Origin of the sequence: Pseudomonas sp. NPDC079367 (assembly GCF_044542195.1) — a bacterium.
GTDB lineage: Bacteria > Pseudomonadota > Gammaproteobacteria > Pseudomonadales > Pseudomonadaceae > Aquipseudomonas.
Genome location: NZ_JBITTW010000001.1, coordinates 258,796 through 282,153, shown reverse-complemented (window position 1 = coordinate 282,153; position 23,358 = coordinate 258,796). Strand labels below are relative to the sequence as shown.

Here is a 23,358-nt window from a genome sequence, read left to right as displayed (position 1 = left end):
TAATTGCACTGCTTGGTGTTTGGGTCAGTCAGCGACCCGGATGCTCAGGGTGTTAGCCATGCGGTTCCCCACCCCGGCACTCTGGTTCACCTGAATTACCCCGCGGCTGCCGGTGAAGGCCTGATCACTGGTTGTGACCTGGCGACTGCCGATTGAGGTACCAGTTGCTCCTGAGCTCGGTAAAAACGCCACGTTCTGTTGCGAAAGGGCGCTGTCGTCAACGCTCTGCGGGCCGGCACTGATGCTGACCCGGGTAACGTTGGCCATTTGATTGTTGGCGCCGGCGCCCTGGTTCACGCCGAGGATGCCGTTGCCATTGCTGAAAGAGCTGCCGCCGATGTTGGCGCTCGCGTCGATGGCGCGGCTGGCGGGCGCGTCGATGTTCTGCCTGACGCGGGTGCTGGCATGGGATTCGGTGCCGATGGCAATCGCCTTGACGTTGGCTTGTTGCATTTGATCGCCGGCGGCCTGGTTGACGTTGAAGTTGCCGCGATACTGCGCACCGGAATCCTGAATATTTGCCTTGTTGACCGAAGCCGGATCGGCCATGGCGCTGGTGCAGCCGAGCAGGGCGAGAAGCAGCAGGGTGCGATTCATGTCATTGGCCTCCGGCCATGCGAGTCAGAGGCGCCAGCCCGGTGCTCATCGCGCGGTTGACAGTGTTGGAAATCGACGCGCCGGAGCCACCGCCACTGCCAGTGCGCATACCGGGCAGGCCGTTCTGGTTGGTCAGGGTGTTCATGCCGGGCAGGTTGGAACTGGGCGTGGTCATGTTGCCGCGAATCGATGAGCCGCTGGCGACGCTGGCGAAATCGCCATCGCTGAGTTCGGTGCTGCTGAGGGTCTGATTGATCCGCGCCGAAGGGTTGGCGTTGACCGTGGTCGGGTAGGGGTCTTTACCGCCATTGCGGCCGATCGGGATCGGCTGAACATCGCGGTTGAGAACGATCACGCCGTTGCCTTCAGCCTGGGCGCCGACGCTGATCAATGCGCTGGCTGCTGATCCGATCAGCAGGAGGCAGGTCAGGCTTTTATTGAATGTCCCCACGGCTGCGATTCCTTCTTCAGTGGGCTGGGTTGTTCAGCGTTGTGAAGGAGAGAGCGAAAGCTGTGCCGGTTTTGAATTGATCTGTGTTTTCAGTTACTTGGCTGATTTGCAGGATGGCCTGTAGCGGGCACTGTTTCAGCGCTGAGACACCTCAGTGGGCGAGGGAATGGCGACTGGCGTTACAAAGCTCTGGAACAAGGGTTTGCGCCGATGTGTTTCATCGACGTAACAGAGGACGTGACGCAGCCATGAACCACGTTTGGACGGGGGCTTTGCGCGCTCAGGAGTGTTTCAAAAACGGACAGATGTGCTCGAAATGGCGGCGTGTTGACCTTAATCGGACAGCAAACGCTCGACCGCCGCGAACGCTTGAGTCTGACGTTCGACCCAGTTGCCTTCGATGACTTGCAGCGACTGGTGGTGCTGAATCAACCAGGCGCGGGTGGCTTCGTAGAAGGCCATGCGATCTTCAAGATTTGGTTGGCAGCGCTGGCCATCTTCGGCCCAGTCGATCTGTTGCGGCGACAGCAGCAGGTGCAGGTCGTAATGGCGTGTGAGCAATTCGGGTTCCAGCCAGGCGGGGCAGTCACCGAACAGGGTCTGACTCCAGAGAATGTTGCTCAGCAGGTGAGTGTCGAGGATCAGCAGGGAGGGCTGTTTCGCACGCGCCAGATCTTCCCATTGCAACTGGCCTCGGGCGATGTCGGGGATATCCGCCAAACAGGTGTCGCGGGGATTTTGCTCGATGAACCGACGCACATATTCATCAACGCGCACGCCGCCGAAGCGCTGTTCCAACCCTGCCGCCAGCCAGCTCTTGCCGGTGGATTCCGGGCCCGTGAGCACGACGACTTTCATGTGCGCAACGCCGGATCGGCGCGCCATTCTCGCCAGCCTTGTACGGCGAGCAGGGTAAACAGCGCATAGAGGCCAGCAGTCAGGTACAAGCCTTTATAGATGAACAGGCCGACAAAAATGACATCCAGGACAAACCACAGCGCCCAGCATTGCAGGCGTTTCTGCGCCATCCACAGTTGCGCGACCAGACTGAAACCGGTGAGCGCGGCATCGAGCCACGGCTGCGCGGCGTCGGTCCAGTGCGCCATCGCCGCGCCCAGCAGTACGCTGCCGATCGCACCAGTGGTGAGGCCCAGCAGCAACGAGCGCGTGTCGAGGCGGCTGACTTCGCGACCGTCATGCATCGTCCCGGCGCGGGTCCATTGCCACCAGCCATAGATCTGCAGCGCGGCGTAGATCACTTGCAGCAACATGTCCGAATACAGCTTCACTTCAAAGAAGATCCAGCTGTAGAGCAACACCATGACCAGCCCGATCGGCCAGCACCACGGGTTCTGTTTGACTGTCAGCCACACGGCGATCACACCGAGGGCAGCGGCGAACAGTTCAAGCCCGGACATGAAGATTCCTTTGGGGGAATGAAGAAGGGGGCGGATTGTACTGCATTCACCCAAACACTGAAGAACCCGCTGGGAAGGAACCAGCTCGCGAAATGGCCTGTCCAGCCCACATCTTCTTCGCCTGACCGGCCGCTTTCGTGAGCAAGCCCACTCCCACAGGGGTTGCGGTTATGCGCGGATTCCCGCCAACCCCACCCATCTCATGTGGGAGCGGGCTTGCTCGCGAAGACATTGAGTCAGACACAGCAAATTCGCCTGCCCCGCCGCTTTCGTGAGCAAGCCCAGTCCCACAGGGGTTGCGGTTATGCGCGGATTCCCGCCAACCCCACAGGTTATGGGTCAGACCCGGAACTGGCGCAGCAGCCCGTTGAGCTGTTCGCTCAGTTGCCCAAGCCGCAGACTGGCCGCACTGGATTGCTCCGCCGCCAACGCCGTGCTGTGCGAAAGGCCGGCCGCCTGGGTGACGTTCTGATTGATGTCTTCAACCACATGCGCCTGCTGCAACGTGGCGCTGGCGATCGAAGCATTCAGGCCATTGAGATTACGCAACGCCTGGCCAATTGCATTGAGACTCGCACCGGCCAGTCCCGCCTGTTCAATGGTCAATTGCGAGGCCTTGCTGCTGTCGCCGATCACCTTCACCGCAGCTTCGGAGTGATTCTGCAGGCGCTCGATCATCGACTGGATTTCCGCTGTCGACTTCTGCGTGCGCTGGGCCAGCAAGCGCACCTCATCGGCCACCACGGCAAATCCGCGTCCTTGCTCACCCGCACGCGCCGCCTCGATCGCGGCATTGAGCGCCAACAGGTTGGTTTGTTCGGCAATCGAGCGAATCACTTCCAGCACGCTGCCAATTTGCGTGCTCTCGGCCGCCAGCGTGCGAATCACTTCCACCGCCTGATCGATCGTGCCGGACAACTTGTCGATCTGTTGCAGGCTGCCGTCAATGTTGATCTGCCCCTGTTGCGCCTGCGCTTCGGCATCGCGCATTTCTGCGGCGGCGTGTTCGGCGTTTTTTGCCACGTCCTGCACGCCGTAAGTGACTTCGTTGATCGCTGTGGCCACCAGTTCCATCTGCTGCGATTGCTGCTGACTGCGCTCTTGCGCCTGCGAGGCGTCGTTGCCCAGGTCACTGGAAGACTGGCCCAAGGCGCTGGCTGAAACCTGCAAATCACCGATGACTCTGCGCAACTTGGCGGTGAAAGCGTTGAAGTGATGAGCAAGCTCAGTGACTTCATCCTTGCCATGGGTATCGAGGCTGCGGGTCAGGTCGCTCTCGCCGCTGGCGATGTTGGCCATCGCATTGACGGTCTCCTGCAGCGGACGAACGATGCTGCGGGCGATGAGAATCACCAGCAGCGCCATGATCAGCGCAATCGCCAGACCGATTGCCGAGGCCTTGATCATCTGCCCCTTGAATTCGGCCTGCACATCGTCGACGTATACGCCGGAACCGATCACCCAACCCCACGGCTCGAACAGTTTCACGTACGAGGTCTTCGCTACGGGATCCGTCGCCCCCGGTTTCGGCCAGCGATAATCAACCATGCCGGCACCTTTGGCCTTGGCGATAGCGACCATTTCATTGAACACCGCAAAGCCGTCCGGGTCGCGGATCGCCGAGAGATTCTGGCCTTCGAGTTTGGGATTGGTCGGGTGCATGACCATCACAGGCGTGAGGTCGTTGATCCAGAAATAATCGCTCTGGTCGTAGCGCAGGCCACGGATTGCGGTCAGCGCCTGCTTTTGCGCCGCATCCCGGGTCAGGGTGCCGGCGGTTTCCAGGCCATGGTAATAGGTCAGCAGCCCGCTGGCGGTCTGCACAACGTGTTGGGTTTTCTGCGCCTTGGCGTGATAGAGGTCGTCGTGGATCTGCTTGAGCATCAGCACGCCCAAGGTCAGCAACATGACCACTGCCACAATCAAGATGAGCCACAAGCGTCGGCTGATCGACACACTGCGCAAGCTGTTCATAACGCTGTCACTCCGGATTCTTGTTCTTGTAATAAATGATCGCCAGCATCCAGCCGCAGCTGAGTGCTCGGGACTGCGCCAGCCAAGCCACGTCGCGCAGGGAGCGCTATTAAGGCTTGTCTGTTAGGATTTCGGCCCCGCGCGCGAAAACCTGAACCCGGTTTTGATATTTCACGGAATTTTTACTGATTCGTGTGGATCCTGTGCGCGCGCAATCGCTACAGCTTTTACCGGCTACGCTGGACGCAGTGAACGAAAAAATACTATCGGGGCATGCCTCGCGCATCGCTCTCTGGGGGATTGATGGATCTTTGGACCGCCTTGCAGGCACTGATTCTAGGAGTTGTAGAAGGGCTGACGGAGTTTTTGCCCATTTCGAGTACCGGACACCAGATCATCGTCGCCGACTTGCTGAATTTCGGCGGCGAACGGGCCATGGCGTTCAATATCATCATTCAGCTCGGGGCGATTCTCGCGGTGGTCTGGGAGTTTCGCCGCAAGATCCTCGACGTGGTCATCGGCCTGCCGACCCAGCCCAGCGCTCGGCGTTTTACGGCTAATCTGCTGATCGCGTTTTTGCCCGCCGTGGTGCTCGGAGTGATCTTTGCCGATCTGATCCACGAATACCTGTTCAACCCGATTACCGTGGCGGCAGCGCTGGTCATTGGCGGGATCATCATGTTGTGGGCCGAACAGCGCCAACACGAAGTGCATGCCGAAACCGTCGACGAGATCCGCTGGACCGATGCGCTGAAAATCGGTTTCGCGCAGTGCCTGGCGATGATTCCCGGCACCTCGCGCTCTGGCTCGACGATCATTGGCGGCCTGCTGTTCGGCCTGTCGCGCAAGACCGCCACCGAGTTTTCGTTTTTCCTTGCCATGCCAACCATGGTCGGTGCGGCGGTGTATTCGGGCTACAAATACCGCGATCTGTTTGTGCCGGCCGATTTTCCGGTGTTCGCGATTGGTTTCGTCACCGCATTTGTCTTCGCCATGATTGCCGTGCGCGGCTTGCTCAAGTTCATTGGCAACCACAGCTACGCAGCGTTTGCCTGGTACCGGATTGCCTTCGGCCTGTTCATTCTGGCGACCTGGCAGTTCGGCTGGGTGGACTGGTCGGCAGCGAAGGCATGAGTGATTCCCGCATGCGCCGCCCGCAAGGACAACCTTCGGGTGGGCGCCTTCAGCAGGTGAAGTTGAAGCTTGTGGTGCTGCTGGTCGTCTGTGCGCTACCGCTGTTCGGCTCGCTGTCGATGTGGCTGAGCGGCCTTTCACGGGTGCCGCTGGCGGCGTACGGCGCGGTCAGTGTGCTGGCGTTTCTTCTGTACTGGGCCGACAAGCGCAAGGCCCGCGCCGATGCCTGGCGCACCCCGGAAAACATCTTGCACGCGGTAGAGCTGGCGGGCGGTTGGCCGGGTGCGCTGATCGCGCAGCAAGTATTTCGGCACAAGACCCGCAAGGTGTCGTTTCAGATTCTGTTCTGGGTGATTGTGCTGCTGCACCAGGTGTTCTGGATTGACCAGATTTTTCTCGGTTCGAACCTGTTGTCCCTGTTCTGAATCCCGCCGAAATCCCCTGTAGGAGCTGGGCCGCGTTTACAGCAGCAGGCCGATTTGAGTTTTTTTAGGCAACTTGCTCACCACCAATTGATGCGAACGCTGCAACAGCCCCTGCAGTTCCACGGCACCCAGCGGGTAGGGCGGATGCATGATGATCCACTGCGCCCGCGCCAGATACGGCGCCGGATGAATCCCCGGACGGTCGCAATGGCCGAGAAACAGATCCTTGTCGACCTTGAACGCCAGCGAGTCGCCGCGTAATCCCTGCAAGGCAAACATCTTGTTGCCGGCAATCGAGAACACCCGCACGCCGCCCCATTTGTAGTCTTCCCGCGCGCCGGGCAGGGCCAGACAAAACTCGGCAACTTCGGCTTCGCTCATTTTTCCCGGTTTCATAGCAACCGCTCCCCGCAAGCATTGAACGACTCGACCAGATGATCGATCCACGCACGTACCGCTGGCATTACCCCTCGCCGGTGCGGATACACCGCTTGCAGCCAGCCGCCGGGCAATGACCACTCCGGCAGCACCTGCACCAGCGTGCCGTTACGCAGTTCGGTCTCGCAGAACATCATTGGCAGCACGGTAAAGCCCTGGCCGGCCAGCACGCAGGCCTTGCGCACCACGAAGTCATCGATGCCCAGCCGCGCCTCCATACTCAGATCGACGCTCTTGCCTTGTTGGTCGAGCAAACGTACATGGACCATGCGATCGGCTTCCAGGGCGCCGAGTACTGGCAGGGTTTTCAGGTCCTGCGGATGATTGATGATCTTGCCCTGCATGAACGCCGGGCTGGCGATCACGACCGCTTGGGCCTGACGCAAGCGCCGCGTGACCAGCAACGGATCTTCATCACCGTGATCGCGCACACGCAACGCCACATCGATACCTTCTGTGACCAGATCGACTCGGCGGTTGAGCAGCACGACCTCCAACTGCACTTGAGGAAACTTGCCGAGAAAATCGCTGATCACCGTCGGCAGCATTTCATGGGCAAGCCCGGTCGGGCACGACACCCGCAAGCGCCCGCGCGGTTCGCTGGACATGCTCGCCACGGCTTCGTCAGCCATTTCGGCTTCCAGCAACATCGCCTGACAGTGGCGCAAATAGCGCTCGCCGACAGCAGTCAGATTCAGTTGGCGCGTGGTGCGTTGCAACAGACGTGCGCCGAGGCGTTCTTCCAGTTCGGCAATTCTTCTTGAAAGCCGCGACTTTGGAATGCCAAGCAGGCGTCCAGCGGCAGCGAATCCGCCGGCTTCGACCACTTTGGCGAAATAGTAGAGATCGTTGAGGTCCTGCATGTGTGCTTCCAGCCGTTCTATCAGTGGGACGAACTATCGCATTGTCAGCGACTAATCAGCTATTGGTTTGTTGCGTAGGATTGTCTCCATTCCGTCGCCACCGGCGATTCTTTCAGGAGAACCCACATGAAACTGTTGCACATCGATTCGAGCATTCTGGGCGACAACTCGGCTTCCCGTCAGTTAAGCCGTCAAGTCGTCGACGCTTGGCAAGCCGCCGAGCCGAGCGCCGTGGTCACCTACCGCGACCTGGCCGCTGATGCCATCAGCCATTTTTCCGCCAACACCCTGGTTGCCGCTGGCACCACTGCTGAATTGCGCGACGCTGCGCAACAGCACGAAGCCGAGCTGAGCGCTTCGACCCTGGCCGAATTCATCGCGGCCGACGCCGTGGTCATTGGCGCGCCGATGTACAACTTCACCGTTCCAACCCAGCTCAAAGCGTGGATCGATCGCGTTGCCGTGGCTGGTCAGACGTTCCGCTACACCGAAACCGGCCCTGAAGGCCTGTGCGGCGGCAAGAAGGTGGTGATCGTGTCGACCTCCGGCGGCATCCACGCCGGTCAGGCCAGCGGCATCGCTCACGAAGAATATCTGAAGCTGGTGCTGGGCTTCCTCGGCATCACCGATATCGAGATCGTCCGCGCTGAAGGCCTGGCTTATGGCGAAGAAGTGCGCAACAACGCGATGGGCGCTGCGCAAGCGAAGATCAGCGAGCAACTGTTCGCCGCCGCGTAAGGCTTGCGTGAAGAACAGCTACTGTTCAGGCAATCCCCAAAAAACTCTGTATTCTGGTTCTGCAAGGGCCAGATGCGGAGTTTTTTGTTTCCGGCTGTTACATAATCTGGCCCGGGTTATGCAGTTCCGGCACATCAGACGATGTGGTCCAACAGGGTGGGGCGTTCATGAGGCATCTTTGTGCAATGTTGCTGATTTGCCTGCTGGGCAGCCTGAATTCAGTGCAGGCCGCGCCGGGACGCCACCCTGTCTGGAGCGTTGGGTATCACGAAATGACTTTTCTCGACCCGCTTGATCTGCAACCGATGCGCGCCATTGCTTTCTACCCGTCCAGCGACCGCGAGCACATGAGTTTGCTTGAGGGTTACTCGGTCGAGGCCGGCGAAGACACCAAAGTGGCGATGGGGCGTTTCCCGATGTTGATGCTCTCCCACGGCAACACAGGCACGCCGCTGGCCTTGCATGATCTGGCGACATCGCTGGCACGCAAAGGCTTTGTGGTGGTGGCGGTGATTCATCCCGGTGACAACTGGCGGGACCATAGCCGACTCGGCACGTTGAGCAATCTGTACGGGCGGCCGATCCAGATTTCCCGGGCGATCACCGCGACGCTCGCCGATAACATGCTGGCGCCGTTCGTCAATGCTGATCAGGTCGGTGTGATCGGTTATTCGGCGGGGGGCGAGACCGCATTGATACTTTCCGGAGCGCAACCGGATCTGGATCGCCTGCGCCGCTATTGCCAGGAACGCCCGGACGATCACGACGCCTGCAATACGCAGGGCGAGCTGATTGTCGATCGCGACGACTTGCAACCGGTGGCCGATCCACGGGTTCACGCCTTGCTGCTGATGGCGCCGCTGAGCCTCAAATTCGGCCGCCATACCCTCGCCGATGTGCACGTGCCGGTGCTGCTCTACAGCGGCGACGGGGACAAACTGGTGGCCTTCGATAAAAACGCTGCCGCCCTGGCGCGCAAACTGCCTACCGCGCCGGACTTCAAACTGTTGGCAGGGGCAGGCCACTTCGTGTTCCTGGCACCCTGCAATGAAGAGCAGATCCGCGCCATGCCGGCGTTGTGCACCGATGCTGATGGCGTCGATCGCGAGGACATTCACCGCAACCTGATTTCCGAAGCGGGACGGTTTTTTGCCCATGCGCTGGGCAAATCGACGCGGGCAGGAATGCAGACTGCGGATCAGTAAGCCCGCCCCCAACACCCAATCGATGCCGAGAGCGGGCTTGCTGTCGCGCTGATCAGGACAGCGGCGGCGTGCGTGGCGGGATCTGGCGCTTGCTGCCGGTGGATTCGAACGCGGCGGCGAAGCGCAACAGATTCGAATCGTCGTAAGCGCGGCCGGCGAAGGTCAGGCCGACCGGCATACCGATGTCGGCCATCACGCCCATCGGTACGGTCACGGTCGGGACGCCGAGGTGGCGGATCGCGAGGTTGCCGTTGGCCACCCAGACGCCGTTGCTCCAGGCGATGTCGGCCGAGGCAGGATTGATATCGGCATCCGCCGGGCCGACATCGGCGACGGTCGGGAACAGCACCGCGTCGAGGCCGAGCTTGTCCATCCAGTCTTCGAGGTCGACGCGCCGGGTCTGCTCCAGGCCGCGCAGGCCATCGGGCACGGTAGGAATTTCATTCCACGGCGTGATGCCACGTTCGGCCATGCGCACATATTCGTCCATGCCGGCGGCCAGATCGCCTTCGCGGTTGGGTAGGGTGCCCGGGTCGTGCGGGAAGATTTTCGGCCCGTCGACGTCGACCAGGCGGTTGAGTGTCGGGTCGCCATTGGCCTGCAGGAAATCGTCGAACGCCCAGGCAGTCAGATCCCACAGTTCATGGTGGAGGAATTCTTTCGACACTAGCCCACGGGTGAACACGGTTGGCGTGCCAGGACGGTCGCCTTCGCAGTTGGAGACCAGCGGGAAGTCGGTTTCGATAACTTCGGCGCCAGCGGCCTCAAGGGCCTGACGCGCCTGCTGCCACAAGTCGATCACGGACGCGCGGGTGTTGATGCGCTGGCCGGTCGGGCCACCGATGCCGGGGGCTTCGCTGGTGCCGGCGTCCGGGTCGGCATTGATGTACATGCGCGGGATGGCGAAGCGTTTGCCGGCCAGCGCTTTTGCGTCGGCGGCCAGTTCGCGGTACGCAGCCGGGCGTACTTCGCTGACACGCGGGATCGGCACCCAGGGTTGCAGGCGCCACAGGTCGCCACGGGTGTCCGGGTCTTCGGCAACGACCACTTCGAGTACTTCAAGCAAGTCCGCCATGGTCCGCGCGAACGGCACGACGACGTCCATGGTCGGCGTCAACGGCCAGTTGCCGCGCACCGAGATTACGCCGCGCGAAGGGGTGTAGGCGCACAGGCCGTTGTTCGACGCAGGGCCGCGACCGCTCGACCAGGTTTCCTCGGCCAGACCGAACGCAGCGAAACTGGCAGCGGTGGCAGTGCCGGCACCGTTGGACGAGCCAGAGGCGAAGGGCGCAGTGAGGTAAGCGGCGTTGTACGGACTTTCAGCACGACCATAGACGCCGCGCTGCATGCCGCCATTGGCCATCGGCGGCATGTTGGTCTTGCCCAGGCAGATCGCCCCGGCAGCGCGCAGGCGTTCGATGGTGAAGGCGTCGCGATGGGCGACCAGATCAGCGAACGCCGGGCTGCCGGAAGCGGCGGTCAGGCCCTTGACCAGATAGCTGTCCTTGGCGGTGTAGGGAATGCCATCGAGTGGGCCAAGGGTTTGACCTTTGGCGCGGCGGGCGTCGGAGGCGCGGGCTTCGTTCAGCGCTTCAGGATTGCGCACGACGACGGCGTTGAGTGCCGTCGGGGTGTCGGCGCCATCGTAGGCATCAATACGCGCCAGATAGGCTTGCACCAGCTCCACAGCGGTGGTCTGGCCGGATTCGAGGGCAGCGCGCAATTGGGCGATGCAGACTTCGGTGACTTCAATCATGGGGTCACCTGTTGAGCGTGGATGTTCTGGGCAGGGGTATTCATAGCGGTTCTCGTGGCACGGCTTTAAGCGACAAGGTCAAGACTGGCGCCTATTTAACACCATGCGGCGGGCGGAGTAATCGGTGGTGTGATGGTTTTGTTGGTAGGTGGCCTGAGCATTCGTGTTGCCTGACCTTGCGCTTTCCCGAGCAGGCTCGCTCCCACATTGTCTTGTGTAAACCGATAATCCCGCTCTCCACAGGAAGACCGCGCCAACATGTTCTAGGCTCAGCGCATCCGGAATGCTGCGCCCTCAGGAATGTTGCCATGGAAGAGAAGCCGCTGATTGCCTTCAACAGCTCAAAAGCGTTGCTCGACGTGCTGATCCGCGCCGGGTTGATCGCGACCCTGGTGCTGTTCTGCTACGACATTTTTCATCCGTTTCTCAATGTGATGCTGTGGGCGCTGATACTCGCGATCACCCTGTATCCGCTGAACCAGACACTCGGGGCGAAACTCGGCAACCGTTACGGTTGGGCGGCGATTGTGCTGGTGTTGCTGGGGCTGGTAATCCTGCTGGTGCCGCTGAGCCTGCTCGGCGCATCCGTGGCCGATTCGGTGGAGGCGGGCATGCAAACCGTGGAAGCGGGGCACTTCGAGATTCCGCCGCCTCCCGCCAATGTTGCCGACTGGCCGCTGATCGGTGCGCCGCTGTATGGCATCTGGATGCACGCTTCGCAGGACCTGAGCTGGGTGTTCAAGGAACTCGCGCCGCACCTGACCAGTTGGGGCCGGGTGCTTTTGCATCAGGCCGCCGGCGTCGGCGCAGGCATCGTGGTGTTTGTCGTGGCGCTGATTGTCGCCGGGCTGATCATGACTCACGGCGAACGTGGCCATCGCACAGCGGTGGCGATCACTACGCGGATTTCCGGCCCGGTGCGTGGCCCGCAGATCGCTCAATTGTGCACCTCGACCATTCGCGCGGTGGCGCAGGGCGTGGTCGGTATCGCCTTCATCCAGATGATTTTGATCGGCGTGGCACTGGTGATCATGGGGGTGCCCGCTGCCGGCATTCTGGCTTTGATGGTGTTGCTGCTGGGCATCATGCAACTGCCGGTTCTGCTGATCACCGTGCCGGTGGTGGTGTTCGTCTTTGCCCATGACGGCGTCGGCGCCGGGACGATCATATTTGCCGTGTGGATGGTGATCGCCGGGCTTTCGGACAACGTGCTCAAACCGATGTTGCTCGGACGTGGCGTGGCTGTGCCGATGCCGGTGGTGCTGATCGGCGCGCTGGGCGGCATGGTCACCAGCGGCATCATCGGCCTGTTCACCGGGCCGGTGATTCTGGCGGTCGGTTATGAATTATTCATCGGCTGGGTTTATCAACCGACCGACGTCAGCGAAGTGCTGGACGAAACCTCCCACGACAATCAGCCATAAGGAAAGGCGCATGCGTAACGGGCTGATGGTGCTGGCGATGATGCTGGCTGCAACACTGTGGTCCGGGCTCGGCCAGGCACTGGAAGACACCACGACAGCAAAGGACGAAGCGGTAGAACTGAAGGTGGCCAACCGCAGCATCATGCTGTTTCGCGCGACCATCCTCGGCGAGGCGCCGGCCTCACGGGTCAAGCGGGCGAAGCGGGTGATCAGTGAAGCGCTGGAGGAAGACCCGGAACTGAAGATCAGCACGGATTCGATCCAGAACAGTTACATGGTGCTCATCGGCAATACCCGGGCGTTTATCGTTGCGCCCAAGGATGTCGACAGCCTGGCCTATTCCTCGGTGCAGGAAGCCGCCGAAGGCGCAGCGGAAAAACTGCGTCAGGTGGTCAACGAAACCCGTGAAGCGCGTAACGTGCAGATGATTGTGCGTTCGCTGGCGCTGGCGGCGGTGGCCACGCTGATCTACCTGGCGCTGCTCTGGTGCCTGTCATGGCTGCGCCACAAGCTGTTGGCGAAACTGCCGGCGCTGATGGATCGCCACACCCAGGCGCTGAAGGTCGGGCGGGTGCAACTGATCGATTCGAACTTCCTCTACCCGTTGGTCAGCCGCTGTCTGCTGTTCCTGCGTTGGTTGGTGATTCTGCTGCTGACCTACGAATGGCTCGGCTTTGTGCTGTCACGCTTCCCGTATACGCGGCCATGGGGCGAAAGCCTTAACAATTATCTGGTGGAACTGGCCGGTTATCTGTTGCAGGGCATCGTCGACGCGATACCGGGCCTGGGCGTGGCGCTGGCGATTTTCTTTATTGCCCGCGGCGTGACCGCATTTACCCGACGCATTTTGCGTCGGATGGCCGCGCCGGGGACGTTCAGCTGGCTCAACCATGAAACCCTGCAGCCGACGCAACGCCTGACAGCCCTGGCAGTCTGGCTGTTTGCTCTGGCGATGGCTTATCCCTATTTGCCCGGCGCCGGTACCGATGCGTTCAAAGGCCTGTCGGTGCTGATCGGCCTGATGATTTCCCTTGGCGCCACCAGCGTCGTCGGGCAAGCGGCGGCCGGGTTGATCCTGACCTATACACGAACCTTGCGCCCCGGCGAGTTTGTCAGAATCGGCGAGTACGAAGGCACTGTTACCGAGCTGGGCATGTTCACCACGCGCATTCGCACCGGTCTCGGTGAAGTGCTGACGCTGCCAAATTCATTGATCACCGGCACCGTGACCAAGAACTACTCGCGCACCGTGCAAGGTCCGGGCTACGTGGTCGACACGGTGGTGACCATCGGCTATGACACCCCATGGCGGCAGGTCGAAGCGATGCTGCTGGAGGCGGCCAAACGCACTCCGGGCGTAATCGAAGATCCGCCGGCGCAGGTATTCCAGACCGCACTGTCGGACTTCTATCCCGAGTATCGACTGGTGGCCCAGGCCATCCCCAGCCAGCCGCGACCGCGTGCGGTGCTGTTGAGCATGCTCCATGCCAATATTCAGGACGTGTTCAATGAATACGGCGTGCAGATCATGTCGCCGCATTACCTGGGCGATCCGCAGCAGGAAAAACGCGTGCCGCCGGAGCAGTGGTACACCGCGCCGGCGCAGGCACCGAAGGAGCAGTGATCCCTAGAACCGCCAGACCATACCGCCGCCCAGCACGTGCAGGGCGGCGTTTTTATATTCGCCGGAGACCGAGCCGCCAGAGCGCGCTTTGGTCTGTTGCACGTCCATGTCGCCGAGGTAGATCAGCGTGTAGCTCATGTGCACATCGACATCGTCCTGCAATGCATAGCTGACCCCGGTCGCCAGCCGCCACGCTTCGTTCATCGGGTTGTCGACGGTGCGATCCTTGTCATCCACCGCCGAGGAGTCGTAACCCAGGCCGACGTTCCAGCGCAGTTTCGGGTTGATCTGATGCTGCGCGCCGATCGAGGCATGCCAGGTGTCCTTGTATTGGCGCTGCGCAGTTCTTGAGGTCGAGCCCAGGCCAGTGTCGACTTCCACGCCGACCTTGCCGAAATCGCTCCAATCCTGCCAGCCGAGGCTGCCGAGCAGCGTCCATTGCGGATCGAGCTGGTAGGACACGCTGGTGGTGACGGTCTGCGGCACGTTCATGTCGACGTTCAGCTGATCGGCGTCGAGACGGTTGAGCGCCAGACGCAGCAGCGGATTGGTGATTTTCTTCAGCTCGGGTTTGTCTTCGAATTTGAGCTTGATCTTGCTGGTCCAGGCCAGCCCGAGTTTTGTGCGTTCGTTGAGGTTGTAGAGCACGCCGACGTTGGCACCCGTGCCCCAGTCGGTGTCCTTGTAGCGCAACTGACCATCTTCGGCGTTGCCCAGACCGAGCACGTTATTGTTGACGGCCACTTCGGTGCGGAAGTAGCCAAGCATGAAGCGCGGGCCGAGGCCGACGGACAGGTCGTCGGTGATCTTGTAGGCATAGGTGGGCTGGAATGACACGCCGATAATGGCCGACTCCTGAGCGAAATAGCGCCCGGCCCAGTCATCGTCGTAGTCCAGCGCCAGTCCGAAATTGCCGTACATGCCGAAGCCGATCGAGGAGCGATCATCGAGCTGGTGGCTGATGAAGAAGCTGGAGCCGGGCAGGTACTTCAAGGCGTTGCCGCCTTCGTTGCCGCCGAAGGTATTGGCATTGTCTCGGGAGAAACTGATATCGCCGAGAATCAACTGCGCATTGAAGTTGATCTGGGTGCCGGCCAGTTGGCTGATGCCCGCCGGGTTGGTCATCAGAATGCTCGGATCACTGGCCATGACCGCGGAACCGGCGTTGGCCAGGCCGCTGCCTTCGTGGCCGGCTTCGTAAATCATGATGCCGCCGGCTTCGGCCTGGAGGCTGGCGAAGAGCAATCCGCCAGCGACCGAACTTTTCATCAGCTTGAACATGTGAACTCCTTGAATGGCATGCGATCCGGTTTCAAGGCTAGCTCAAGCTCGGCGCTGCGTCGGACAGATTGCCGACGCCGTACCGTTCAATCGATGCGCGGATGCTGGAGCGCCAGTTCCTTGCGCTTGGCTTCCAGCGCGGCGATTTCGGCATCGATGTCTTCGATTTTCTGCTCGATGTTGTCGTGGTGTTCCTGCAGCAGTTCCTTGGCCTCTTCGAGGTCGGAAGCCGCTGGGGCGGCGCCGCGCAGGGGTTTGTTGGCGGTTTCCTTCATGGTCACACCGGTGACCAGGCCGACTACCGCGATAACCATCAGGTAATACGCAGGCATGTACAGGTCGTTGGTGCTTTCCACCAGCCAGGCCACGGCAGTCGGGGTCAGGCCGGCGATCAACACCGAAACGTTGAAGGCACTGGCCAGCGCGCTGTAGCGGATGTGCGTGGGAAACATCGCCGGCAGGGTCGAGGCCATCACACCAATGAAGAAATTGAGCAGCACCGCGAGGATCAGCAGGCCGGAGAAGATCAGGCCGATGCTGCCGCTGTTGATCAGCATGAACGCCGGAATGGCGAAGATGAACAGGCCAATGCTGCCGACGACGATGAAGGGCTTGCGGCCGATTTTGTCGCTGATGAAACCGATCAGCGGCTGCACGAAGAGCATGCCGACCATGATCGCGATGATGATCAGCACACCGTGGTTTTCGCTGTAGTGCAGGTTGTGCGTCAGGTAGCTCGGCATGTAGGTGAGCAGCATGTAATAGGTGACGTTGGTCGCCGCGACCACGCCGATGCAGGTCATCAGGCTGCGCCAGTGTTTGGTCGCAACTTCCTTGAACGAGACTTTCGGGCCACCGGCAAGGCCTTCACGGTCGCCTTGTTCGAGTTTTTCCACGTGCTGCTGGAACGCCGGGGTCTCTTCCAGCGCGTGGCGCAGATACAAGCCGATCATGCCCAGTGGCAGGGCGAGGAAGAACGGTATCCGCCAGCCCCATTCTTCGAAGCGCTGTTCTCCAAGAATGGTCGAAATCAGCACCACGACCCCGGCGCCGAAGACGAACCCGGCGATCGAGCCGAAGTCCAGCCAACTGCCAAGGAACCCGCGTTTACGGTCAGGCGCGTATTCCGCGACGAAAATCGAAGCGCCGGTGTACTCGCCACCGACCGAGAAGCCCTGAGCCATTTTCGCCAGCAACAGCAGGATCGGCGCCCAGATGCCGATCGAGGCATAGGACGGAATCAGGCCGATGGCAAAGGTGCTCAGGGACATGATGACGATGGTCGCGGCGAGGACTTTCTGCCGTCCGTATTTGTCGCCCAGCGCACCAAAAAACAGCCCGCCCAGCGGACGAATCAGGAATGGCACGGAGAAGGTCGCGAGCGCGGCGATCATTTGCACGCCGGGATCGGCGCCTGGGAAGAAGACCTTGCCGAGCACATAGGCGACAAAGCCGTAGACGCCAAAGTCGAACCACTCCATGGCGTTGCCCAGTGCGGCGGCGGTGATCGCCTTGCGCATCTTGGCGTCGTCAACAATGGTGATGTCTTTCAAACCGATCGGTTTGACGGTGTTCTTGCGTGATTTCATTGCGATGTTCCCGCTCGCTGATCCAGATACCGCTGCGATGCCATCTCCATGATGGCGCCGGCTGTTCTGGCTCAGATACATGCGGACACGAAATAATTCACCGATCGCTGGAATTAATTTCGACATATGTGCTGCATGGCCTCGAACCCTCTGGGAGTGGGGTTGTACACCAAGGCGGTGGCGCATTCAGCATTGCAGTGCCTGATCTGGCGCTTTCGCGAGCAAGCCCGCTCCCACGGGGGATTTGTGTGTTGCCGGGGTATTGCGTACGCCGGCAAACAGTGTGGGAGTGGGCTTGCTCACGAAGGCGGCGGCGCATCCAACATAAGGTTTACAGCGCAGCTTTCACCTGCAAGCCCACCACCAGCGCATTGTCGATGTGCTGCCCGGAAAACGCCCCGGGTTCAATGATGTATTGCAGGTTCGGGCGCAGGGTCAGCCATGGGCTGGCCTGGTAGCCGTAGCCCAATTCAATCAGTTGCTCGGCGCTGTCGAGATTCGGGAACGCAGCACCTTTGGCCATTGCGTCGTCCTGTTGCACATCACGGCTGCGCGGGTTCGGCACGGCGCGGCCATAGCCTAGGGCTACGGTGTCATGCGGGCGGCCTTCGAACGGTTTGTACAAAACCACGCCGGTGCCGTACCACTTGCTGAACGGCGAGGCCGCTTTACTGGCTGCCGAATACTGGCCGAACGCATGCAGGCTGCGGCCTTCGGAGGTCGGCGAGCGCCACACCGCCTGATCGATCAGCAAATAATGCCCGCCACGCCCGGACACCTCGTCGTCGCTGCCAATGCGTTTCACGTCTGAGCTGTCGTAGTAATAGCCGAACTTGTACTCACCCGGCAGCTCGCCGGCGTGCTTGTACACCAACTCGATCGGCACAACGGTGCCGGTGGTGTGTTTCGGCCCCAAATGCCAGGCGCGACTCGAATTGCCATTGCTTTGCGGGTCGACGTTGAACGCCGCCACACGCAGTTGCCAGGAAGAGGACAGGTCATATTTGACCCGCACGCCCAAATGCGCGTTCGGGTAGTTTGCCCAGCCGCTGCCACCAGACATGTTCAGCGGATGCCCGCAGAAACCGGCGTTCATGAAGTTGCACAGAATGCCGCTGTCGAGGCCGCCGAGGTCGTTGCCCATGGCCATGTAGCCGAGCTTCACGTTCAGCGCCGGGGTGAACAGGCTGCGCTCGTAACTCAGTTCGGTCAGACGCGTGTACAGGCCGCCGTAGTTTTCCTGAATCGGCAAACGGTTGCCGACCAGATCTTCCGAGGCGCTGTTGCCGCGTCGGTCGTTGACGGTCAGTTGGATCTTTCCGGCATCGTCGACCCCATAAAGTCTGCTCAGATCGAACTGCACGCCGAGCTTGATGTTCTGCGAATAACGCGCCGAGCGGTGCAGGCCGCCGTCGGCGTTGTAAGCGGTTTCGCCGCTGTAATCGCCGGTGAACTTGATGCCGTCTTCATCGAGTTGATGGCGCAGGCCGCCCCAGTCACCGGTCAAGGTGCTGCGGGTCAGCAGATCGGAATCGCTGGCGGCCAGCGCGGGGAGGGCAGTGGCGCAGCTCAGGCCCAGCAACAGGCCAGTGGAAAGCTTGGTACGAGAAAAGCGAACAGCCGATGACATGTGAATCCTTCCTGCTGAAATCTTTAACGCAATAAAACGGCGACGCGGTGCTTTGGGGCACCGCGCGCTGGGGGGAGGTTGGTTGTGCGGCAGAGAGTTACGGCAGGGCGTAAGCCATCACGTAATCGCCACGATCGGTCGACTGGCGTGCGCCGCCAGCGGTGACGACGATGTACTGCTTGCCGGTTTTCGGCGAAACGTAGGTCATTGGGCCGCCCTGGCTGCCGACCGGCAGACGGGCTTTCCAGACTTCTTCACCGTTGCCGCTGTTGAAGGCGCGCAGGTAGAAGTCCTGAGTGCCGGCAATGAAGATCAGGCCACCCTGGGTCGACAGGGTGCCGCCGAGGGTTGGCAGGCCGATCTTGATCGGCAGGTGCATGCGGATGCCCAGGGGGCCGGTGTCTTCAACGGTGCCGACCGGAACCTGCCACGCGACTTTCTGGGTCTTCATGTCGATCGCGGTCAGGGTGCCGAACGGCGGCGCCTGGCACGGAATGCCGGCCACCGAGAGGAAGCGGTTCTTGTTCACTGCGTACGGCGTGCCTTTGAGCGGAACTGCGCCCATGCCGGTGTTCAGCGCTTCGCCACCGCCAGCGGCCTGGCCTTTGTTCTGCGACGGGATCATCTGGATCCACAGACCCAGGCGCATGTCGTTGACGAAGATGAAACCGTGCACCGGGTCAGTGGAGATGCTGCCCCAGTTCATACCACCCAGCGAACCGGGAAAGCTCAGCGATTTGTCGGTGCCCGGCGCGGTGTACAGACCGTCGTAGCGCATGCTCTTGAAGTCGATGCGGCAGAGCAACTGGTCATACGGCGTGGCGCCCCACATGTCCGATTCAGTCAGGTGCTGCGCGCCGATCTGCGGCATGCCCACGGATTTCGGCTGAGTCGGCGAGTACGGCTCGTTCGGGATGTTCGCGGCTTTCACCGGTACTTCCTTGACCTCGGTGAGCGGCTTGCCGGTGGCGCGGTCGAGCACGTAGATCTGCCCGGCCTTGGTGCCGATGACCAGCGCCGGAATACTCTGGCCGTCCTTGTCGAAATCGATCAGGCTCGGCTGCATCGGCAGGTCGAAGTCCCACAGATCGTTGTGCACGGTCTGGAACACCCAGCGTTCTTCACCGGTGCTGGCGTCCAGCGCAAGAATCGAGGCGCCGTACTTGTGGTCCAGTTCGCTGCGCTCGACACCATAGATGTCAGTGGACGAGCTGCCCATCGGCAGGAACACCGTGTTGGTCGCCGCGTCGTAAGACATCGGCGCCCAGCTGTTCGGCGTGCTGCGCACGTAGGTGCTGCCATCGGCCGGCGCGTTGCGGTCCTGCGGGTTGCCCGGGTCGAACGCCCAGCGCATGGCGCCGGTGATCACGTCAAAACCACGGATCACGCCGCCCGGCATGTCGCTTTGCACGTTATCGGCAACGCGACCGCCGACCACAACCGTAGTGCCAGCCATCAATGGCGCGGACGACAACTGATAGTAGCTGTCCGGGACGTCACCCAGACCGGCTTTCAGATCGACCTGGCCGTTGTTGCCGAAACCCTGGCAGAACTCGCCGGTGTCGGCATCGACCGCGATCAGGCGGGCATCGATGGTGTTGGTCAGCAGACGACGCTGGCAGTTGGCGGCCGGCTCAGGTTTGGATTCGATGATCGGCGAATTCGCTGGCTGCGCGATGGCAGCGGTGCGATCGAAATACGCCATGCCACGACACCGCTGCCAGACTTTCGACTGGGCGTTGATCTGGTTCTTCCAGATTTCCTTGCCGGTGTCAGCGTCCAGTGCGATCAGGTTGTTGTGCGGGGTGCAGATGAACACCTTGTTGCCGACCTGCAGCGGGGTGAGCTGGTCTTCAGCGCCATTGCCATCGCTTTCGGCGACGTCACCGGTGTGGTAAGTCCACGCGACTTTCAATTTGTCGACGTTGTTGCGGTTGATCTGATCGAGCGCGGCGAAGCGGCTGCCACCTTCGGTGTTGCCGTAGTGCGCCCAGTCTTTTTGCGCCTTGGCCGGTTCGACCGGGGTCAGGCCCGGACCGGTACCAGTGGCGGCAACCGTTGGATGGGCGACGAACATGTTGCCGGCCGCAACGGCCACACCGACCGCCAGCACCGCGGCAACGGCGTACGCGCCACGACCCGCCAAGCGGCCATTGGCGCGCGCCAGCAACGGATAGACCAGAGCGACGACCATACCGATTGCGCTGAACATGAACAGCCGCGAAAACACCGGCCAGAACACCAGCCCGGCGTCAGCCACGGCCCAGATCGCGGTGGCCACCAGAAACGCGGCGAACAGCCAGGCGCCAGTAGTTTTCTTCAGTGCGATCAGCACACCGGCAACGGTCATCGCCAGACCGCCAACCAGGAAGTACCAGGAACCGCCCAGACTGACCAGCTTCACTCCGCCGGCCGCGAGCGCCAGACCGAGCAGGGCGATGATCACGCCAAGGCCGACCAGAATGAACGTTGAAACGCCTGAGACGCGTTGACTGTGGTTCACATTGAAAGTCCCGTTTGAATGAAGCGCGGGATTATAGCGGTAACTAACCATTCAGTTAACCGCAGTTTTGCCATGAAACCCGGCACTTCTGTGAATCAAGCGTGGTGCAGGTTGAGGAAAACGCAAGCCGAGAGGGTTTTCTCCAAGGTTCAACAGGAGGAGCGTGTTGGGCGTGAAATTGCAGCGCGCATGCTCAGATACCGCAGTGAATTCAAACCTCACCTCAGCCTTCTCCCCGAGGAAAGCGAGCTGATTTGCGGCCTATGGTCACCTCGGTATTGCAGAGTCGGATTCACCCGACCAAACAACTCGGTCAGTTTGTTCCTCCTGTGGCAGAAGGCTAGGGTGAGGGGCTTTGGGGATCCATCGTGATGGCGACCTTGCCCTTGGCCCGGCCTTGTTCAACGTAGTGCAGCGCATCAACTATCTGATCGAACGGGAAGGTGCGGTCGATCACCGGTTTGATCACCCCCGCCTCGATCAGCGCGGTGATTTTCTGCAACTGGTTGCCATCGGCACGCATAAAGACAAACGAATAACCCACCCCGTGTTTGCCCGCTTTGCGGCGAATCCCGCTGCTGAGCAGACGCATGGCCAGCCCAAGCAGCCAGGACAGACCCTGCTCGTGAGCGAACTGCGCCGTCGGCGGGCCGGACAGGGAAATCAGCTGGCCACCCGGTTTCAGCACCTTCAGCGATTGTTTCAGCACATCGCCGTCGAGGCTGTTGAGCACCACATCGTAGTCGCGTAGGTCGTTGGCAAAATCCTGCTGCTTGTAATCGATCACTTCGTCAGCGCCCAGCGCCTTGACCCACTCGACATTTGCCGTGCTGGTGGTGGTCGCAACGAAAGCGCCAAGGTGTTTGGCCAGTTGAATGGCGGCCGTGCCAACGCCACCGGAGCCGGCGTGAATCAGTACTTTCTGGCCCTTCTTCAACTTGGCGACGTCGACCAGTGCTTGCCACGCCGTCAACGCCACCAGCGGCATGCCCGCTGCCTCGGTCATATCGAGATTGACGGGTTTCCAAGCGACCGCTGTCTCATCGACGGCGATGCGTTCGGCAAACGTGCCGCTCCTGTTTTCAGGTGCACGCGCATAAACCTTATCGCCCGGCTTGAAACGCTTGACCGCCGCACCGGTGCTGAGCACCACACCGGCGACATCGTTGCCCAATATCAACGGCATTTGATAGGGCAGGATCATCTTGAATTCACCGCTGCGAATCTTCAGATCCAGCGGGTTGACGCTGCTGGCATGCACTTGGATCAGCACATCATTGGCGCCGACCAGCGGCTCTGGGACGTCGCCAATGCGGCCGTTCTGCTTGCCGTAGCGCTCGATGAAAAATGCCTTCATTGCAGATGCTCTCGTTGTAAGGAACCCGCCGCAATTGCGGCGGGTTCGGTTGAGGTCAGGATTGCGTCAGATAACGCTGCGCCACTGCCGACTGGCGGATCTGCCCCAACAGGCCCTGCCGCGCGGTTTGCAGGGCATCCCAGCGTTCGCCTTCGTGCAGCGGCGGAATGGTCACGACTTCGCGACGATCAAAACCGACCAGCGCGGCGTCGACCATGTCGCCGACTTCCATGATGTCGGTGAGGGTGTTGATGTCGATTCCGGCACGGTCCCAGATCTCCGTGCGGGTGGCGGCGGGCAACACGGCTTGCACGTACACGCCCTGTGGCGACAATTCCAGGCTCAGGCCCTGGGAGAGGAACAGCACGAACGCTTTGGTCGCGCCATAAACGGACATGCCGAACTCCGGCGCCAGGCCCACCACTGAGCCGATATTGATGATCGCGCCGTCGCCAGCCTTTGCCAGACGCGGGGCGACGGCACTGGCCAGCCGCACCAGCGCCGTGGTGTTGAGCGCGACCAATTGCGCCACGCTGTCGGTGCTCTGTTCGATGAACGTGCCGGATTGCGCGGCGCCGGCATTGTTGACGAGGATGCCGATGCGCGCGTCGTCACGCAGACGCGCTTCGACGGTCTGCAGATCGCCGAGGCGGGTCAGGTCAGCCTGCAGCACCTCAACGTTGACGTTGTATTCAGCGCGCAAAGCGGCGGCGAGGGTGTCCAGGCGCGTCTGATCCCGGGCGACCAGCACCAGATCGTGCCCACGTTGGGCAAAACGTGCGGCATACACCGCGCCGATGCCAGTGGAGGCGCCGGTGATCAGAACAGTAGGGCGAGTAGTCATGGTGTTGGCTCTTTTCAGGGGAAGACTGTTTTCGGGCTTTTAGGATGATGACCGAAATCTAAGCTGTCAACGGTTTTGATTATGCCCAACATCTATGTATCATCGGC

Annotated in this window: 20 protein-coding genes; 6 read left to right on the top strand and 14 right to left on the bottom strand. The window is 61.0% G+C overall.

All coding sequences use genetic code 11. The features are described from left to right. Positions 1 to 24: 24 nt before the first annotated feature. The 5 genes from ACIGDJ_RS01170 to ACIGDJ_RS01150 form a co-directional block, all read right to left on the bottom strand. The gene (locus tag ACIGDJ_RS01170; protein WP_101159573.1) at positions 25 to 597 is read right to left on the bottom strand and encodes an adhesin; all 573 of its coding nucleotides are present in this window, start codon (positions 595 to 597) and stop codon (positions 25 to 27) included. A 1-nt stretch (position 598) separates the two neighbouring features. Beyond that, positions 599 to 1,048, bottom strand: a complete 450-nt coding sequence (locus tag ACIGDJ_RS01165) for a hypothetical protein (RefSeq protein WP_397478158.1) — start codon at positions 1,046 to 1,048, stop codon at positions 599 to 601. 333 nt (positions 1,049 to 1,381) lie between these two features. Then, complete coding sequence (locus ACIGDJ_RS01160; protein WP_101159612.1) at positions 1,382 to 1,906, bottom strand: AAA family ATPase; 525 nt, start codon at positions 1,904 to 1,906, stop codon at positions 1,382 to 1,384. Further along, positions 1,903 to 2,466 (bottom strand): nicotinamide riboside transporter PnuC, encoded by a 564-nt coding sequence (gene pnuC, locus ACIGDJ_RS01155; protein WP_101159575.1) that lies wholly within the window; start codon positions 2,464 to 2,466, stop codon positions 1,903 to 1,905. The genes ACIGDJ_RS01160 and pnuC overlap by 4 nt, the downstream gene beginning before the upstream one ends. Positions 2,467 to 2,805: 339 nt before the next feature. Next, positions 2,806 to 4,440 carry a methyl-accepting chemotaxis protein gene (locus ACIGDJ_RS01150; RefSeq protein ID WP_397478157.1) on the bottom strand — a complete coding sequence of 545 codons (1,635 nt, stop codon included), beginning with the start codon at positions 4,438 to 4,440 and terminating at the stop codon, positions 2,806 to 2,808. 303 nt (positions 4,441 to 4,743) lie between these two features. Here ACIGDJ_RS01150 and ACIGDJ_RS01145 point away from each other — a divergent pair, with 303 nt between their 5' ends. Continuing rightward, entirely contained in the window at positions 4,744 to 5,574 is an 831-nt protein-coding gene (locus tag ACIGDJ_RS01145; protein WP_101159577.1) for an undecaprenyl-diphosphate phosphatase, read from the top strand. Beyond that, positions 5,571 to 5,999, top strand: coding sequence for a DUF1294 domain-containing protein (locus ACIGDJ_RS01140; protein WP_101159578.1), 429 nt, complete (start codon positions 5,571 to 5,573; stop codon positions 5,997 to 5,999). Before ACIGDJ_RS01145 ends, ACIGDJ_RS01140 begins: the two co-directional genes overlap by 4 nt. A gap of 36 nt (positions 6,000 to 6,035) precedes the next feature. On the opposite strand, the gene ACIGDJ_RS01135 is transcribed toward ACIGDJ_RS01140, so the two are convergent. After that, positions 6,036 to 6,395: an MmcQ/YjbR family DNA-binding protein gene (locus tag ACIGDJ_RS01135; protein WP_397478156.1), complete on the bottom strand. Its 360-nt coding sequence runs from the start codon at positions 6,393 to 6,395 to the stop codon at positions 6,036 to 6,038. Then, on the bottom strand, positions 6,392 to 7,300 hold the full coding sequence (locus ACIGDJ_RS01130; RefSeq protein WP_397478155.1) for a LysR substrate-binding domain-containing protein: 909 nt from the start codon (positions 7,298 to 7,300) through the stop codon (positions 6,392 to 6,394). Before ACIGDJ_RS01130 ends, ACIGDJ_RS01135 begins: the two co-directional genes overlap by 4 nt. A 126-nt stretch (positions 7,301 to 7,426) precedes the next feature. On the opposite strand from ACIGDJ_RS01130, the gene ACIGDJ_RS01125 reads away from it, so the two are divergent. Together ACIGDJ_RS01125 and ACIGDJ_RS01120 are read left to right on the top strand one after the other, a co-directional pair. Further along, complete coding sequence (locus tag ACIGDJ_RS01125) at positions 7,427 to 8,038, top strand: FMN-dependent NADH-azoreductase (protein WP_312999463.1); 612 nt, start codon at positions 7,427 to 7,429, stop codon at positions 8,036 to 8,038. Between the two features lie 167 nt (positions 8,039 to 8,205). Further along, positions 8,206 to 9,243 carry a dienelactone hydrolase gene (locus tag ACIGDJ_RS01120; protein WP_312999466.1) on the top strand — a complete coding sequence of 346 codons (1,038 nt, stop codon included), beginning with the start codon at positions 8,206 to 8,208 and terminating at the stop codon, positions 9,241 to 9,243. A gap of 52 nt (positions 9,244 to 9,295) precedes the next feature. Here the strand turns inward: ACIGDJ_RS01120 and ACIGDJ_RS01115 are convergent, their stop codons facing one another. Then, complete coding sequence (locus ACIGDJ_RS01115; RefSeq protein WP_101159582.1) at positions 9,296 to 10,999, bottom strand: amidase; 1,704 nt, start codon at positions 10,997 to 10,999, stop codon at positions 9,296 to 9,298. 308 nt (positions 11,000 to 11,307) lie between these two features. Here ACIGDJ_RS01115 and ACIGDJ_RS01110 point away from each other — a divergent pair, with 308 nt between their 5' ends. Beyond that, positions 11,308 to 12,423, top strand: coding sequence for an AI-2E family transporter (locus tag ACIGDJ_RS01110; protein WP_101159583.1), 1,116 nt, complete (start codon positions 11,308 to 11,310; stop codon positions 12,421 to 12,423). Positions 12,424 to 12,433: 10 nt separating this feature from the next. Then, complete coding sequence (locus ACIGDJ_RS01105; RefSeq protein WP_397478154.1) at positions 12,434 to 14,047, top strand: mechanosensitive ion channel family protein; 1,614 nt, start codon at positions 12,434 to 12,436, stop codon at positions 14,045 to 14,047. A 3-nt stretch (positions 14,048 to 14,050) separates the two neighbouring features. On the opposite strand, the gene ACIGDJ_RS01100 is transcribed toward ACIGDJ_RS01105, so the two are convergent. From ACIGDJ_RS01100 to ACIGDJ_RS01075, 6 genes are all read right to left on the bottom strand, one after another. Further along, positions 14,051 to 15,328 carry an OmpP1/FadL family transporter gene (locus ACIGDJ_RS01100; protein WP_101159585.1) on the bottom strand — a complete coding sequence of 426 codons (1,278 nt, stop codon included), beginning with the start codon at positions 15,326 to 15,328 and terminating at the stop codon, positions 14,051 to 14,053. A gap of 86 nt (positions 15,329 to 15,414) precedes the next feature. Further along, a complete protein-coding gene (proP, locus tag ACIGDJ_RS01095) occupies positions 15,415 to 16,917 on the bottom strand; it encodes a glycine betaine/L-proline transporter ProP (RefSeq protein ID WP_024013032.1) in 1,503 nt (500 codons plus the stop codon). 331 nt (positions 16,918 to 17,248) lie between these two features. Continuing rightward, positions 17,249 to 18,547 carry a carbohydrate porin gene (locus tag ACIGDJ_RS01090; RefSeq protein ID WP_397478153.1) on the bottom strand — a complete coding sequence of 433 codons (1,299 nt, stop codon included), beginning with the start codon at positions 18,545 to 18,547 and terminating at the stop codon, positions 17,249 to 17,251. Between the two features lie 97 nt (positions 18,548 to 18,644). Beyond that, positions 18,645 to 21,050, bottom strand: coding sequence for a glucose/quinate/shikimate family membrane-bound PQQ-dependent dehydrogenase (locus ACIGDJ_RS01085; protein WP_397478152.1), 2,406 nt, complete (start codon positions 21,048 to 21,050; stop codon positions 18,645 to 18,647). Positions 21,051 to 21,390: 340 nt separating this feature from the next. Next, a complete protein-coding gene (locus tag ACIGDJ_RS01080; protein ID WP_397478151.1) occupies positions 21,391 to 22,407 on the bottom strand; it encodes an NADP-dependent oxidoreductase in 1,017 nt (338 codons plus the stop codon). Between the two features lie 55 nt (positions 22,408 to 22,462). Then, entirely contained in the window at positions 22,463 to 23,251 is a 789-nt protein-coding gene (locus tag ACIGDJ_RS01075) for an SDR family NAD(P)-dependent oxidoreductase (RefSeq protein WP_397478150.1), read from the bottom strand. Between the last annotated feature and the right edge of the window lie 107 nt (positions 23,252 to 23,358).